The sequence below is a fragment of the Pseudomonas sp. NPDC090233 genome (assembly GCF_044772285.1).
Classification (GTDB): domain Bacteria; phylum Pseudomonadota; class Gammaproteobacteria; order Pseudomonadales; family Pseudomonadaceae; genus Aquipseudomonas.
Map to the genome: position 1 here is coordinate 211,743 of NZ_JBIVYQ010000004.1, position 15,213 is coordinate 226,955.

Sequence of the window (15,213 nt, forward strand, 5' to 3'; positions counted from 1 at the left end):
GGCTCGGCCGTTTCATGGCAACGCCCCGCGACAATGGGTCGCGGCCGCTTCGCAAGCGGCGCAAGAGTACCAGTTCGTCCATGACATGAAAGCAATCTGATATCGTTATTTTTCGCGAGGCTGAATCGGTATTGCTCGGCCGTCAGCGCAAATGAACTGCGCGCGCTACAGCTGTCGAAACCCGCAATGCCTGATCAATCTGCAGGAAATGGCCTGTATCGCTTGCCTGATACGCAGGGCCGACCGCCGCGGCGCTATACTCTGCCGCTTGAATTCAAATACGAACTACAAGGACTCGCCCATGAAAGCGTTCGGCAAAATCCTGGGACTGGGGCTTCTCGGGTTGCTGCTGATCATCGTGGCGCTGGGCTTCGCCCTGACCCACCTCTTCGATCCCAACGACTATAAAGACGAGATCCGCCAGTTGGCGCGCGACAAGGCCCATGTCGAGCTGACCCTCAATGGCGATATCGGCTGGAGCCTGTTCCCCTGGCTGGGCCTTGAGCTGCACGAAGCCAGCATCGCCACGCTGAACAAACCCACCGAACCGTTCGCCGACCTGCAGATGCTCGGCCTGTCGGTGCGCGTGCTGCCGTTGCTGCGCCGCGAAGTGCAGATGAGCGACGTGCGTGTCGAGGGCCTGAACCTGACCCTGGCTCGCGATGAACAGGGCCATGGCAACTGGGAAGACATCGGCAAGCCGCTGCCGGCAAAGGATGGCGCACCCGCCAGCGCACCCGCGCCTGCCGACCAGCCGAACGCACCCGCCGAAAGCAGCAGCGAACGCGCGGTCAAGCTCGACATCGACAGCCTGACCGTTAACAACGCCCGCGTGCAGTACACCGATGCCAAGACCGGCAAGAGCTACAGCGCCGAAAGCATCCAACTGAGCACCGGGCCAGTTCATGAAGGCGCGAACATCGCGCTCAAGGCCAGCGCTTTCCTCAGCGCCAGCCAGCCAAACCTCAAGGCCCGCACGGAACTGGCCGGCGAACTGCGTTTCGACCGTAAGCTCAAGCGCTACAACTTTGAGGACATGCGCCTGTCTGGTGAAACCTCCGGCGAGCCGTTTGCCGGCAAGACCATGACTTTCGCCGCCCAGGGCCAGTTGCTGGTCGACATGGCGGCCAACGTCGCTTCGTGGAACGGCCTGAAGATCTCCGCCAACCAACTGCGCGCCCTGGGGGAGCTGAACCTGCGCGACCTGGACAAAGCGCCGCAACTCAGCGGCGGCCTGTCCATCGCCCAGTTCGACCTGCGCACCTTCCTCGACGGCATCGGCCACCCGCTGCCGGCCACCAACGACCCGGCCGCCTTCAACAAGCTGGAACTGGTCAGCCGCCTGCAGGGCACGCCTAACAGCCTGGCGCTGGAAGACCTGGCGGTGAAACTGGACGACAGCACCTTCAGTGGCCGAGTAGCAGTCGAAGACTTCTCCAAGCAGGCGCTGCGCGTGCAGCTCAAGGCCGACAAGTTCGACGCCGACCGCTACATGCCAGCCAAAAGCGAAGAAGCCAAAGGCGCCACCGTGGCCCGCCAGAACGAAGTCAAGCAACAGGAAGCCAGCGCCGTAGCCGGTGCCGGCAGCTCGCCGCTGCCGAAGGCGCCGACCCAGGTGGCCTGGAGCAACGACAAGCTGCTGCCGGTCGACCGCCTGCGCGCCCTCGACCTGCAAGCCGACCTGGCCTTCGGTTCGCTGACCCTGGACAAGCTGCCGATCAGCGACGCCCAGCTGCAGGCCACCGGCCAGGGCGGCCTGGTCACTCTGCAAACCCTGCGCGGCGGGCTCTACAACGGCAGCTTCGAAGCCAAAGGCACCGTCGACGTGCGCCCAGCCGTGCCGCAGATCGGCGTCAACACCAAAATCAACCGGGTGCCGGTGGAGCACTTCATCAAGGCCGAAGACAAAGACCAGGCCCCGCCGGTCAAAGGCCTGCTGACCCTGACCAGCGATCTGACAGCGACTGGTAACAGCCAGAAGGCACTGGTCGACACCCTAAATGGCAGCGCAAACTTCACCATCAACGACGGCGTGTTGGTCAACGCCAACCTGGAACAGCAACTCTGCCAGGCCATCGCCACCCTCAACCGCAAGTCGCTGAGCGGCGAACCGCGCGGCAAGGACACACCCTTCGAAGAACTGCGCGGCAGCCTGGTGGTACGCAACGGCGTGGCCAGCAACCCGGACCTCAAGGCGCGTATCCCGGGCCTGACCGTCAACGGCCACGGCGACCTCGACCTGCGCGTGCTGGGCATGGATTACAACGTGGGCGTGATCGTCGAAGGCGACCAGCGCGCCATGCCCGACCCGGCCTGCCAGGTCAACGAACGTTATGTCGGCGTCGAAGTGCCGCTGCGCTGCCGTGGCCCGCTGGAGCTGGGCGCCAAGGCCTGCCGTCTGGACCAGGATGGCCTGGGCAAGGTCGCGGCCAAGCTGGCCGGCAACCGCCTGAAAGACAAGATCGATGAAAAGCTCGATGAAAAACTCGGAGACAAAGTGAGCCCAGAACTGAAAGACGCGCTCAAGGGGCTGTTCAAGCGATGACCCCTGCGCAGTTCTCCAGCGCCGTGCTGGATTGGTATGACCAGCACGGCCGACACGACCTGCCCTGGCAACAGGGCATCAACCCTTACCGGGTGTGGGTGTCGGAAATCATGCTGCAACAGACCCAGGTCAGCACCGTGCTGAACTACTTCGACCGCTTCATGCAGGCCCTGCCGACCGTGCAGGCCCTGGCCGAGGCGCCGGAAGACGAAGTGCTGCACCTCTGGACCGGGCTGGGCTACTACACTCGCGCACGCAACCTGCAGAAAGCCGCGAAGATCGTTGTCGAGCAACACGGCGGCGAATTCCCGCGCAGTGTCGAACAGCTCACCGAGCTGCCCGGCATCGGCCGCTCCACCGCTGGCGCCATCGCCAGTATCAGCATGGGCATCCGAGCGCCGATTCTCGATGGCAACGTCAAGCGCGTGCTGGCTCGTTTCACTGCACAAGGCGGCTACCCGGGCGAACCCAAGGTGGCCAACCAGCTGTGGGCCACCGCCGAGCGCTTCACCCCGCAGCACCGTGCCAACCACTATACCCAGGCGATGATGGACATGGGCGCCACGCTGTGCACCCGCAGCAAGCCCAGCTGCCTGATCTGCCCGCTGCAACGTGGCTGCGAAGCGCACCTGCACGGTGAAGAAACCCGCTACCCCGAGCCAAAACCACGCAAGGCCCTGCCGCAACGCCGCACGCTGATGCCGCTGCTGGCCAACCACGAAGGCGCCATCCTGCTTTACCGTCGCCCATCCAGCGGCCTGTGGGGCGGCCTGTGGAGCCTGCCCGAGCTGGACGACATCGAACAGCTCGACGACCTCGCCTACCAGCACGGCCTGCGCCTGGCTGAAAGCCGCGCACTGGACGGCCTGACCCACACCTTCAGCCATTTCCAGCTGGCTATCGAGCCGTGGCTGGTGCGTGTCGACCCCGTCGGCCAGCACGTGGCCGAGGCCGACTGGCTCTGGTATAACCTCGCCACCCCGCCGCGCCTGGGCCTCGCCGCCCCGGTCAAGAAGCTGCTCAAACGCGCGGCCGACGAACTGATTGCAGGAGAAGCCCGATGACCCGCACCGTAATGTGCCGCAAGTACAAAGAAGAACTGCCAGGCCTTGAGCGCGCGCCCTACCCCGGCCCCAAGGGCCAGGACATCTTCGAACACGTCTCGCAGAAAGCCTGGGCCGACTGGCAGAAGCACCAGACCCTGCTGATCAACGAAAAGCGCCTGAACATGATGAATGCCGAGGACCGCAAATTCATCCAGGCCGAGATGGACAAGTTTTTTGCCGGCGAGGATTACGCCCAGGCGGAAGGCTACGTTCCACCCGCCGAATGACCCCAAAAATCGTAAGCGACGGAATTAATTTAAAATTTTTTCAAAAAGTCGTTGACGAGCGGTCTGGAAATCTATTTAATTCACCTCGTCGCCCAGATAGCTCAGTCGGTAGAGCAGAGGATTGAAAATCCTCGTGTCGGCGGTTCGACTCCGTCTCTGGGCACCACCTTCAAGCTTCTGGTGGTTGCAAAGTTACCCGAAGCGACAACAAGAAACCCGCCTAGTGCGGGTTTTTTGTTGTCTGCGATTTTTGCTCACTGCCATCCAGATGCCCCCTTCCGAAGCACGGTGACGAGCATAGCAACATGCTACTATCCGACGCGTGCGCACGCTTATGTGGCGGCACTCCACCCAGGACGGTAGTTGAGCACGGAATGCCCCCGCACCATCAATGTCTCAGCCCGTTTTCATTTCGCCTATGAAAATTGGAAGCACCATGACATCGCCCGCCGAACTCAAGAGCCAGGTCAACCGCAAGACCTTCCACCTCATCCTCCTGGAAATCGTCACCTGCCTTCTCTACCAGCTGATCTGGATGCAAAAGACCAACCAGCAACTTCGCGAAGCCACCGGCAAAGCAGTGTCCAGCGAGACCTACATCATCTGGCTGTGTGTATGCCTGGGCCTTGCTGGCGCATTTGCCAACACCGGTGATCCCAGCGTTAACGCTCTGTGCGGCTTGCTCGCAATCATCCGTATCGTCATGAACATCGTCTGGGCATTCAAGGCACGCCGTGTGTTGCTGGATTACGCCCATAGCCATCAGCAACCCCAATTCACGATGAACCCCCTCTACACATTGCTTTTCAATACCTACCACATCAACTACTGCATCAACGCACTAGGGGATCTCGACGCTCGCCAGAGTCCGTATTACCAGCAGACCGCGCAGGCCTGACCCATTGCCGAGCCGCCCTGCAGTTGAATCGCCCGGGCGGCTGCGCTTCAATACGCGCAATTTCAGGCTCACCCAAGGATTCGCCCCATGGCCACCTCGACCAAGCAACAGAAACGCGCCAAACGCGCCGCCACCAAAGCCAAGCAAAACCGCATGGTGCGCAGCGGCCAGGCGGTCAAGGCCAGCGCGGGCGACAGCGCCAGCATCGAGCAGGTGTTCAACAAGGCCATGGAGTCGGACAGCTATAAAGAGCTGTTCGAGAAGATGAAAGCTGCGCAGGAAAACGGCCTGGTATCGATGATCTCGGTGTTCCTGGTCGACCCGCTACTGGCCCTGGTGCTCAAGGGGCACAAGGAAGAGCACGCCACCGACTACATCGTGCTGGTGTTCAACGCCTACCGAACCTGGCTCGACGGCGCCGACGAAGACACCACCATGGCCTGGTTGGAGAGCGACGAGTTCCAGGAAGCCTATATCGCCGCCTCCGAATTGGTGGCCAAGCAGCAGCAACAGCAGAAGCAGTTCGGCTGAGTCTTCACCGGCCGCACAAATCCCGTAGGAGCGGCTTCAGCCGCGAAGAGGCCGGCACTGACAAACAAAAAGGCCGCGCCCTTACACAGGGCGCGGCCTTTTCATTGCAGCCAGCGCAGATCAGCTATCCAACGCCACCCGCCCGGCAGCCTGGCGCTTGCGATGCACCAGCAAGCCCGCCGCCACCACACCAATGCTCAGCAGCGCAGTAGCGATGATCTCCGCCCGGTGATCCTCACCCAACGCCATCACCACCAGCACGGCGACGATGAAGGCAATGGTCGCCCAGGTCAGCCCCGGGAACAGCCACATCTTGAAGTCAATCTTCTCGCCCCGCGCTTCACGCTGGCTGCGCATGCGCAGCTGCGATACGGCAATCACCAGGTATACCAGCAGCGCGATCGCACCGGAGCTTGCCAGCAGGAATTCGAACACCTGGGCCGGCGCGACGTAGTTGGCAAACACGCAGAGGAACGCTGCAGCGGTCGACAGCAGCACGGCCACATGCGGGGTAGCCGCCTTGGTGGTGCGCTGGGCGATGGCCGGCGCGTCACCACGTTTGCTCAGCGAGAACAGCATGCGCGACGAGGTGTACAGCGCCGAGTTCAGGCAGCTGGTCACGGCGACCAGCACGACGATGTCGACGATCAGCTTGGCGTTCGGCACGCCGATGCGGCTCAGCACGGTCTGGTAGGAACCGATTTCGGCCAGCGCCGGGTCGTTCCACGGCACCAGGGCCACGACCAGGAAGATCGACACCAGGTAGAACAGGCAGATGCGCCAGATCACCGAGTTGGTGGCGCGGCTGATCTGCTTGCCCGGGTCCTTCGATTCGGCGGCGGCGATGGTGACGATTTCGGTGCCCATGAACGAGAACATGGTGGTCAGCATGGCGGCCAGCACAGCACCCAAACCATTAGGCATGAAGCCCTGGGTATCGAACAGGTGGCTGGCACCGCTCACTTGACTGTTGGGCACGAAACCGAACATGGCCACACAACCGACGACGATGAAGCCGATGATCGCCAGCACCTTGAGCAGGGCGAACCAGAATTCGAACTCACCGTAGTTCTTCACGCTGCACAGGTTGGTCAGGGTCAGCGCCAGGGTGATCAGCAGGGAGAAGGCCCAGAGATCGACGGCGGGGAACCAGGCATGCAGGATCGCCGCGGCGGCGTTGGCTTCCAGCGGGATGACCAGCACCCAGAACCACCAGTACAGCCAGCCGATGGTGAAACCAGCCCAGCGGCCGATGGCGCGGTCGGCATAAGTAGAGAACGAACCGGTGTCCGGCGAGGCGATCGCCATTTCACCGAGCATGCGCATCACCAGCACCACCAAGGTACCGGCAGCGGCATAGGCCAGCAGCACGGCGGGGCCGGCGGCGGCGATGGCGTGGCCGGAACCGACGAACAGGCCAGCGCCGATGACGCCAGCAATGGACAGCATGGTCACATGCCGTTGTTTGAGCCCCTGAGCGAGGTCATTGGAATTGTTACCGCTCATTGAAACTACCTTTGTAAGGAGTGGACTACTCGATTGCGAATGCCAGGCGCACCAAGGGTTGATTCGGGCGCTGCTGTAATCGGTGAGTTCCAGATGGCAATAAGCGGGCCAGGTGCTGAATGCATTCGTCAGATACATCTGGCAACCTTGAAGGACGTGGCTTGCAGGGCATTCGGCCAAGTCTTGACCGAAAGGGCGTTAAATCGCCGGATTACTGAAATACCCACTTACAAACGCACCAAAGGTGCTCCTTGGTAACACCTTTGCACCAGTGCAAGGCGAAAAGTGCAACCTTGGGGTACAACCTGGTTCCGAGTCGACGCTATCGCGGCTGAAGCCGCTCCTACGGGAGGATGGCGGCGCCTGTGGGAGCGGCTTTAGCCGCGAAGGGGTCAAAACCGCTTCCCAGCCTTGCCCAAAGCTGGCAACATCGCGCCTTTTTTCATCAAGGCTCTGGAGCTGGGCGACACCTTCGCAGACAGATGCGCGACGTTGCGCTGCACCGATGCGACAAACTGCCCCAGCATTGCCCCGAGCCCCTTGCGCCCCTGTTGGCCGCCATATTGCCGCTATGCTAGCTTGGCGCACGCCAGGAAGGCCGCCAACAGCTGGGAACGCACCCGAACACATGAGGACCGCACATGGCCCAGGCCACGCCCGCGCTGGAAATCCGCAATCTGCACAAACGCTACGGCGACCAGGAAATTCTCAAGGGCATTTCGCTGACCGCACGTGACGGTGACGTGATCTCCATTCTGGGATCGTCCGGCTCCGGCAAGTCCACCCTGCTGCGCTGCATCAACCTGCTGGAAAACCCGCACCAGGGCGAAATCCTGGTGGCCGGTGAAGCACTCAAGCTCAAGGCCGCCAAAAACGGCGACCTGATCGCTGCCGACAACCGCCAGATCAATCGCCTGCGCAGTGAAATCGGCTTCGTCTTCCAGAATTTCAACCTGTGGCCGCACATGTCGATCCTCGACAACATCATCGAGGCGCCGCGCCGCGTGCTCGGCCAGAGCAAGGCCGAGGCCATCGAAGCCGCCGAAGCGCTGCTGAACAAGGTCGGCATCTTCGACAAGCGCCACAGCTACCCCGCCCAGCTTTCCGGTGGCCAGCAGCAACGTGCTGCCATCGCCCGCACCCTGGCCATGAAGCCCAAGGTCATCCTGTTCGACGAGCCGACCTCGGCGCTCGATCCGGAAATGGTCCAGGAAGTGCTTAACGTTATCCGCGCACTGGCCGAAGAAGGCCGTACCATGCTGCTGGTGACGCACGAGATGAACTTTGCCCGCCAGGTGTCCAGTGAAGTGGTCTTCCTGCACCAGGGCCTGGTTGAAGAGCAAGGATCGCCGCAGCAGGTCTTCGAGAACCCGACCTCGGCGCGTTGCAAGCAATTCATGTCCAGCCACCGCTAACGGAGCAATACATGCAGACTTATAAGAAGTTTCTCCTGGCAGCCGCCGCCACCCTGGTGATGTCGGCCAATGCCATGGCTGCAGAAAAACTGCGCATGGGTATCGAAGCGGCCTACCCGCCGTTCAACAACAAGGATGCCAGCGGCCAGGTCGTCGGCTTCGACAAAGACATCGGCGACGCCCTGTGCGCCAAGATGAAAGTCGAGTGCTCGGTGGTGACCTCCGACTGGGACGGCATCATCCCGGCCTTGAACGCCAAGAAGTTCGACTTCCTGGTGTCGTCGCTGTCGATCACCGACGAGCGCAAGCAGGCCGTCGACTTCACCGAGCCGTACTACTCCAACAAGCTGCAGTTCATTGCGCCGAAGAACGTCGACTTCAAGACCGACGCGGGCTACCTGAAAGGCAAGACCATCGGTACCCAGCGCGCGACCCTGGCCGGTACCTGGCTGGAAGACACCTACGGCAGCGACATCGACATCAAGCTGTACGACACCCAGGAAAACGCCTACCTCGACCTGGTCTCCGGCCGCATCGACGGCATCCTGGCCGACAAGTACGTGCAGTACGAGTGGCTCAAGAGCAAGGACGGCATGAACTTCGAGTTCAAAGGCGAGCCTGTGGTCGACAGCGACAAAATCGGCATCGCCGTGCGCAAGGGTGACCCGCTGCGCGAGAAGCTGAACAAAGCCCTGGCAGAAATCAAAGCCGACGGCACGTACAAGAAGATCAACGACAAGTACTTCCCATTCAGCATCGAATGACCCGCCCTGACCGGCGCGCCCTCGTGGCGCGCCAGTCCCTAGAATGACCTGCCCATGAATATCGACCTGCACGGATTCGGTCCGGCCATGATGGCCGGCACCGTGATGACCGTAAAACTGGCGCTCTGCGCCTTGCTGCTGGGGCTGGTCCTGGGCCTGCTCGGCGCCCTGGCCAAGACATCCCCGATCAAGCCGCTGCAATGGCTTGGCGGCTTCTATTCGACCCTGGTTCGCGGCGTGCCCGAACTGCTGTGGGTGCTGCTTATCTATTTCGGCACCGTCGGGCTGATGAACAGCCTCGGCGAAGCCCTCAACATGCCCGGCCTGGAACTCAGCGCCTTCGCCGCCGGCGTGATCGCCCTCGGCCTGTGCTTCGGCGCCTATGCCACCGAAGTGTTCCGCGGTGCCATCCTGGCGATCCCCAAAGGCCACCGTGAGGCCGGCCTGGCCCTGGGCATGTCCAAGGGGCGCATCCTGTCGCGGATCATCCTCCCGCAGATGTGGCGCATCGCCCTGCCGGGCCTTGGCAACCTGTTCATGATCCTGATGAAGGACACCGCGCTGGTGTCGGTGATCGGCCTGGAAGAAATCATGCGCCACGCGCAGATCGGCGTGACCGTGACCAAGGAGCCGTTCACCTTCTACATGGTCGCCGCCTGCATCTACCTGAGCCTGACCGTGATCGCCATGACCGGCATGCACTTCATGGAAAAACGCGCCGCTCGCGGCTTTGCGAGGGCCGAACAATGAATTGGGAAGTGATCATCAAGTGGCTGCCGCGCCTGGCCCAGGGTGCCACCCTGACCCTGGAGCTGGTGGCCATCGCGGTCGTCGCCGGGCTGATCCTGGCGATCCCGCTGGGCATCGCCCGCTCATCGCGGCACTGGTACGTGCGCGCCCTACCCTTCAGCTACATCTTCTTCTTCCGTGGCACGCCGCTGCTGGTGCAGTTGTTCCTGGTCTACTACGGCCTGGCGCAGTTCGACGCGGTGCGCTCCAGCAGCCTCTGGCCATACCTACGCGATCCGTTCTGGTGCACGGTGCTGACCATGACCCTGCACACCGCCGCCTACATCGCCGAGATCCTGCGTGGCGCGCTGCAATCGATCCCCAAAGGTGAAATCGAAGCGGCCCGGGCACTGGGCATGTCACGCGGCAAGGCGCTGTTCTACATCATGCTGCCCCGCGCTGCGCGCATCGGCCTGCCGGCGTACAGCAACGAAGTGATCCTGATGCTCAAGGCCAGCGCCCTGGCCAGTACCGTGACCCTGCTGGAACTGACCGGCATGGCCCGCACCATCATCGCCCGGACCTACCTGCCGGTGGAGATCTTCTTCGCCGCCGGGGTGTTCTACCTGGTGATCTCGTTCGTGCTGGTGCAAGGCTTCAAGTTGCTGGAGCGCTGGTTGCGCGTTGACGCCTGCCAAGGGCGCTGAGACCTCAATGGCCTCTCGCGGATAAATCCGCTCCTACGGGACCTGTAGGAGCGGATTCATCCGCGATGAGGCCCTCAAACACACCCCAAAACCCCATGACCCCTTTCCTCCACAGCCACCACCTAACCGACCGCTTCCAGGCCCTCGACCAATTCCTGATCGAGCACCAGAAGCTGTGGAAACCCAGGCCCTTCACCACCCTGCGCCTGGACTGGGAAACCCAACACCCCGCACTCGCCGCCCACCTGCGCCACTGCAGCCTGGCCGACGCCGAAGCCGACCACGACCCACAAGCCCTACCCGCCCCGTATCCACAGCTCAGCGAAAAAGCCCACCAGCTCAGCTCCCTAGGCGCCCTCCCCGACACCGGCCTCCCCCCCGCCGCCCACCGCCTGGACGTCAACGTCCCCGGCCGCAAATGGCAGCAGATCGAAGCCTTCAGCCGCCGCCTGGATTTCCGCACCCAAACCCAGCACTGGCTGGACTGGTGCTCGGGCAAAGGCTACCTCGGCCGCCGCCTGTTACAGCCAGGCCAGCAGCTGACCTGCCTTGAGTACGACCCTGAACTGGTCACTGCAGGCCAAGCCCTCAGCGACCACCACCACCTGCCGGCAACCCACATCCATCAAGACGTCATGGCCGCCGACAGCCGCCGCTACCTGGGCAGCGACAAAAGCGTGGTGGCCCTGCACGCCTGCGGCGACCTGCACGTGCACTTGCTGCGCGTAGCCAGCGAGCAAGGCTGCCGCCACCTGGCCGTGGCCCCGTGCTGCTATAACCGCATCCAGGGCGAGCAGTACCAGCCGTTATCCACAGCTGCGAGAGCATCGGCGCTGCAACTGTCCTTGCTGGACCTGGGCCTGCCACTGAGCGAAACCGTCACCGCCGGCGCCCGCGTTCGCCAACAGCGCGATTGCTCCATGGCCCGGCGCCTGGGCTTCGATCTGCTGCAACGCCAACAGCGCCAGTGCGATGACTACCTGCCCACTCCGTCGCTGCCGGTAGCCTGGCTAAGCAAACCCTTCGAGCAGTACTGCCGGGAGCTGGCTGACTTGAAGCAGCTGGAACTGACCGTCACCCCGGACTGGGAGACTCTGGAAGCCGTCGGCTGGCAGCGACTGGCCGAAGTACGCAACCTCGAACGTGTTCGCAATCTGTTCCGCAGGCCGTTGGAGTTGTGGCTGGTGCTCGACCGCGCGCTGTTCCTTGAAGAACAAGGCTACGCCGTTCGCCTGGGCACCTTCTGCGATTACCCGCTCACTCCACGCAACCTGCTTTTGCTCGCCGAACGCGACAGTTAGCCACAGCACAACCTGTGGATAAGTCTGTGAACAAGCTTGTGATAGATGCTTCGTCCAAACTGCTATTTCAACGGCTTCGCTTATTCCGACTCAACCGGCAAGCCCAGTAAAAACAGGCATTTGCGCAAAGACAGGCGGTGTAGCTATTGGGCATGCCTTTCGCGCAACGTGCCGATGCCTCTTGTGCATAAACAAAAATTCGATTAGGCAAACTCGCTCTGTAGAACCCCTATCGAACCTGTGGGAGCGGCTTTAGCCGCGAAGAGGCCAAATGCTCAATGCAACCGGTTCTTAGCCACCTCGATATCATTCATCAACGCCTTGGCCAAGGCACTGAGATAATCCGCAGCCCCCAACAGCTTGTGGTCATCCTCCATATCTCCCTCGCGCACCAGGTGTTTGATATAGCCCAACAGCACCGAAACCTGCTCATAGGCAGCATCGACAGGAATGCCAGGCTGAACGCGCAGCAGGTTCATACCCGGATTACCGACTTCGAGAAAGGTTTCCACGCCCGCTGTGGTCACTGGTTTGGCTTGATCGCTCATCACAGCACCTCCTCAGCCTGACCATCTTTCATCCGCCGCTTCGCATGCTCGACCAGCACGCGCGCTGAATCGGTCGCATGGGCGGCATTTGTCAGCAGGTTCAAGCCAGGTTCGCCGGCGTGGGCACGGCAATGTTCATCGAGGGTATCGACCGCGACACGTAGCAGTTCGCAGGCGTGGGCCATGGCGTCGGTTGGGGAGATGTCGCTGTGGATGGTGAAGTACGGGGTGGTGATGAGTGGACGGGGTGGGTCTGGAACGATTTTCTTCATGGCTTAATCCTTATTCCACTGAAAATGCGTACCACCTAATCTTTCTCACGGATTTGGGTGGCAGCCGTACACGGGGTGAGAAACCGAGGGAATAAGGAAGCTCGGCCAGACCGAGGTCTGCCCGTGTACGGCCACCATGTGGCAACAACTTATTCACACTCGGGTTCTCACACCCGGTCACCGGAATCGGCGACCCAGGAACGTTATCCCTGGGGCACTTCCCCGCCAACAGTGAAGGCTCGCCAGCGCGCGTAGGATAATTCCCAAACCAACCAGACTTGAAGCATTTGGTTTCATCTTCAGAAATGCCTTACAGATGAGATCCACGAAGATGCCCACCGCAACCCAAAGCCAACGGTGTATCATCCGCCCCCCAAATTATTGAAAAGCTCCGTCGCGCGCTGCCCGCCAGCCCCGCGACCGTCTGGCGTTGCGCCAGAATCGACAATGGACAAACGGACTTAGACATCGTGACCCACACCAAACCCCTCGCCCTGCTGGCTTGCGCCCTGACCCTGACCGCCTGCGCCAGCGACCCTGCGCCACAGCACACCAGCAACCTGGACTGGAACACACCCGGCATGCAGCTGGGCGGTGACAATGGCCTGCCCCTGCGCACCGAGCCCTGCCGCAAGCGCGGCTGCGACAACAACAAGCTGTTCTTCAACCCCGGCAAGACCGAGCCAAACGTCAACACCATCCACCGCGGCTGGTAGGAAAATTCTCCTTCCAGGCCGGTGACTTAGGTCATTTGCGCACAATCGCAAGGAAGTGGTTTACAGGCGCGAAACTGTCGTTATAATGACGCCCCATTGCCGGTATAGCTCAGATGGTAGAGCAACTGACTTGTAATCAGTAGGTCCCGGGTTCGATTCCTGGTGCCGGCACCATTCAAGGTTCCATAGAAAGCTTTCAAAATCTCTGGAACCCCCGAAAAACCCGCCTTCTGGCGGGTTTTTTCGTTTTGGCGTTCCGTCGGATTCCGAGGGTAGCCAGCGCTAATAAGGGTACTTTTAAGGATACCTACCAATTCGACATTGGAAAGTACCCTTATGGCTCGCACAACGGCTCCCCTTACCGACAACGCCTGCCGCACTGCAAAGGCTCGCGAACGTGAGTACAAGCTTTTTGACGGCGATGGCCTTTAACTGCTCGTGAAGCCCAACGGTCGCAAAGGCTGGCGGCTCAGGTACGTGAAGCCCGATGGTCGCGAGGGCCTGACCTCACTCGGCAATTACCCGGTGGTCGGGCTGGCTGACGCTCGCCACAAGCGCTTCGAGCTCAAACAGCAGCTCGCCAACGGTATTGACCCCATCCAATCCAAGCAGCAGGCCAAGGTGCAAGCCGTAATCAATGGCCGTACCTTCGAAAGCGTTGCGCTCGATTGGTATGCCGGGATGGTGCCGAAGTGGGCGCCGGGCCATGCCAAGACTGTGCTCAGCCGGTTGAAGACTCACGTATTCCCTTTGCTCGGTGCCAGGGCAATCGTTGAACTCGACACCCACGACCTCATGCAGCCACTGGAAGCCGTGACGAAGCGCGGCACCATCGACGTGGCGCTCAGGATCAAGAACTACCTGCAAAGCATCATGCGCGAAGCCAAACGGCTGCGGCTGATCACGACGAACCCAGCCCACGACCTCGATGGCTCAATCAGAGCACCCCGGGTTACACATCGACCCGCACTACCCTTATCGCGGCTGCCAGAGCTACAGGCGCGCATCGACGGCTACAAAGGTCGTCCACTCACACGCCTTACCGTGATGCTGTCGCTGCACGTGTTCGTACGCTCCAGCGAGCTGCGCTTCGCCCGCTGGAACGAGTTCGATCTCAATCGCGGCATCTGGGAGATCCCCGACACTCGCCCGGCGCTCGACGGCGTACCGTTTTCCACAAGGGGTACGAAAATGGCCGGAGACATTCACGTTGTACCCTTATCGCCGCAAGCAGTGGCCTTGCTTGAGCAGATCCACACGATCACCGGCAAGTTCGACCTGGTGTTCGCGGGAGATGCCAAGCCATGGAAACCCATGTCCGAGAACACAGTGAATGCCGCGCTCAGGACGATGGGCTACGACACCAAGGTGGATATCTGCGGCCACGGGTTCCGAGCCATGGCGTGCAGTGCGCTGGTCGAGTCCGGGCTGTGGTCAGAGATAGCGATCGAGCTCCAGATGAGCCACAAGGAACGCAACAACGTGCGGGCCGCTTATACCCACAAGGCCGAGTTCCTCGAAGAGCGCCGGATGATCATGACCTGGTGGAGCCGGTTTCTGGAGGCGAACCGCGAGGACCATGTGACGCCGCATGAGTTTGCCAAGCAGACGGGCGAGAACGTCACGCGGCTTCGCAGTGCCAAGAAGACCGAGTAACCCGCCGCACCACCACCTCAACTCGCTGTGAAGTTAGCCACAGCACCGCATGAAGCTCCTCCGCGCGGGTCCTTTCAAACGGGGCTGCAAAGCCGCCCCGTTTGAAAGGACCATCCCTAAGAAAAAACTGCTGGCACAGCTTACGTCTGTGGAAAACCACTGATGTCCACCGGGGGATAGTTTTATCCACAGGTGCTAAATCCCTGATATCCCGATACTTGACGAATATTGTCCACAAGCGTAGACCGGGAGTCGCAAGAGCTGTCGATGACAGCACCCCAGGTGACCCGAA

14 protein-coding genes, 2 tRNA genes and 1 pseudogene are annotated in these 15,213 nt (G+C 61.4%); 14 read left to right on the forward strand and 3 right to left on the reverse strand.

What is annotated here, in order from left to right:
• Positions 1-301 precede the first annotated feature (301 nt).
• The 6 genes from ACIQUF_RS12310 (at position 302) to ACIQUF_RS12335 (ending at position 5,307) form a co-directional block, all read left to right on the forward strand.
• The gene (locus ACIQUF_RS12310; protein WP_403131684.1) at positions 302-2,545 is read left to right on the forward strand and encodes an AsmA family protein; all 2,244 of its coding nucleotides are present in this window, start codon (positions 302-304) and stop codon (positions 2,543-2,545) included.
• A complete protein-coding gene (gene mutY / locus ACIQUF_RS12315; RefSeq protein ID WP_403131685.1) occupies positions 2,542-3,609 on the forward strand; it encodes an A/G-specific adenine glycosylase in 1,068 nt (355 codons plus the stop codon). Before ACIQUF_RS12310 ends, mutY begins: the two co-directional genes overlap by 4 nt.
• A complete protein-coding gene (locus ACIQUF_RS12320; protein ID WP_400803789.1) occupies positions 3,606-3,878 on the forward strand; it encodes an oxidative damage protection protein in 273 nt (90 codons plus the stop codon). The genes mutY and ACIQUF_RS12320 overlap by 4 nt, the downstream gene beginning before the upstream one ends.
• A 90-nt stretch (positions 3,879-3,968) precedes the next feature.
• Positions 3,969-4,044 (forward strand) — tRNA-Phe (locus ACIQUF_RS12325).
• A 270-nt stretch (positions 4,045-4,314) separates the two neighbouring features.
• Entirely contained in the window at positions 4,315-4,776 is a 462-nt protein-coding gene (locus tag ACIQUF_RS12330; protein WP_403131687.1) for a DUF4234 domain-containing protein, read from the forward strand.
• 87 nt (positions 4,777-4,863) lie between these two features.
• A complete protein-coding gene (locus ACIQUF_RS12335) occupies positions 4,864-5,307 on the forward strand; it encodes a hypothetical protein (RefSeq protein ID WP_403131689.1) in 444 nt (147 codons plus the stop codon).
• Between the two features lie 120 nt (positions 5,308-5,427).
• Here the strand turns inward: ACIQUF_RS12335 and gabP are convergent, their stop codons facing one another.
• Positions 5,428-6,813 (reverse strand): GABA permease, encoded by a 1,386-nt coding sequence (gene gabP, locus ACIQUF_RS12340; protein ID WP_403131691.1) that lies wholly within the window; start codon positions 6,811-6,813, stop codon positions 5,428-5,430.
• 641 nt (positions 6,814-7,454) lie between these two features.
• On the opposite strand from gabP, the gene ACIQUF_RS12345 reads away from it, so the two are divergent.
• From ACIQUF_RS12345 to ACIQUF_RS12365, 5 genes are all read left to right on the forward strand, one after another.
• Positions 7,455-8,228, forward strand: a complete 774-nt coding sequence (locus tag ACIQUF_RS12345; protein ID WP_400803778.1) for an ABC transporter ATP-binding protein — start codon at positions 7,455-7,457, stop codon at positions 8,226-8,228.
• Positions 8,229-8,239: 11 nt separating this feature from the next.
• Positions 8,240-8,992 (forward strand): ABC transporter substrate-binding protein, encoded by a 753-nt coding sequence (locus tag ACIQUF_RS12350; protein WP_403131694.1) that lies wholly within the window; start codon positions 8,240-8,242, stop codon positions 8,990-8,992.
• 54 nt (positions 8,993-9,046) lie between these two features.
• Positions 9,047-9,742 carry an ABC transporter permease gene (locus ACIQUF_RS12355; RefSeq protein WP_400803772.1) on the forward strand — a complete coding sequence of 232 codons (696 nt, stop codon included), beginning with the start codon at positions 9,047-9,049 and terminating at the stop codon, positions 9,740-9,742.
• Positions 9,739-10,428 carry an ABC transporter permease gene (locus ACIQUF_RS12360; protein ID WP_400803770.1) on the forward strand — a complete coding sequence of 230 codons (690 nt, stop codon included), beginning with the start codon at positions 9,739-9,741 and terminating at the stop codon, positions 10,426-10,428. Before ACIQUF_RS12355 ends, ACIQUF_RS12360 begins: the two co-directional genes overlap by 4 nt.
• A gap of 95 nt (positions 10,429-10,523) precedes the next feature.
• Positions 10,524-11,729 (forward strand): methyltransferase, encoded by a 1,206-nt coding sequence (locus ACIQUF_RS12365; protein WP_403131696.1) that lies wholly within the window; start codon positions 10,524-10,526, stop codon positions 11,727-11,729.
• A gap of 275 nt (positions 11,730-12,004) precedes the next feature.
• On the opposite strand, the gene ACIQUF_RS12370 is transcribed toward ACIQUF_RS12365, so the two are convergent.
• Positions 12,005-12,277: a DUF3077 domain-containing protein gene (locus tag ACIQUF_RS12370; protein WP_403131698.1), complete on the reverse strand. Its 273-nt coding sequence runs from the start codon at positions 12,275-12,277 to the stop codon at positions 12,005-12,007.
• Complete coding sequence (locus ACIQUF_RS12375; protein ID WP_403131699.1) at positions 12,277-12,549, reverse strand: hypothetical protein; 273 nt, start codon at positions 12,547-12,549, stop codon at positions 12,277-12,279. The genes ACIQUF_RS12370 and ACIQUF_RS12375 overlap by 1 nt, the downstream gene beginning before the upstream one ends.
• A gap of 470 nt (positions 12,550-13,019) precedes the next feature.
• Here ACIQUF_RS12375 and ACIQUF_RS12380 point away from each other — a divergent pair, with 470 nt between their 5' ends.
• The 3 genes and pseudogenes from ACIQUF_RS12380 to ACIQUF_RS12390 all read left to right on the forward strand — a co-directional run bounded on the left by ACIQUF_RS12380 (position 13,020) and on the right by ACIQUF_RS12390 (position 14,921).
• A complete protein-coding gene (locus ACIQUF_RS12380) occupies positions 13,020-13,265 on the forward strand; it encodes a hypothetical protein (protein ID WP_403131700.1) in 246 nt (81 codons plus the stop codon).
• A gap of 98 nt (positions 13,266-13,363) precedes the next feature.
• A tRNA-Thr gene (locus tag ACIQUF_RS12385) sits at positions 13,364-13,439 on the forward strand.
• Between the two features lie 162 nt (positions 13,440-13,601).
• Positions 13,602-14,921 (forward strand): annotated as a pseudogene (locus ACIQUF_RS12390) (tyrosine-type recombinase/integrase).
• Positions 14,922-15,213: the final 292 nt, after the last annotated feature.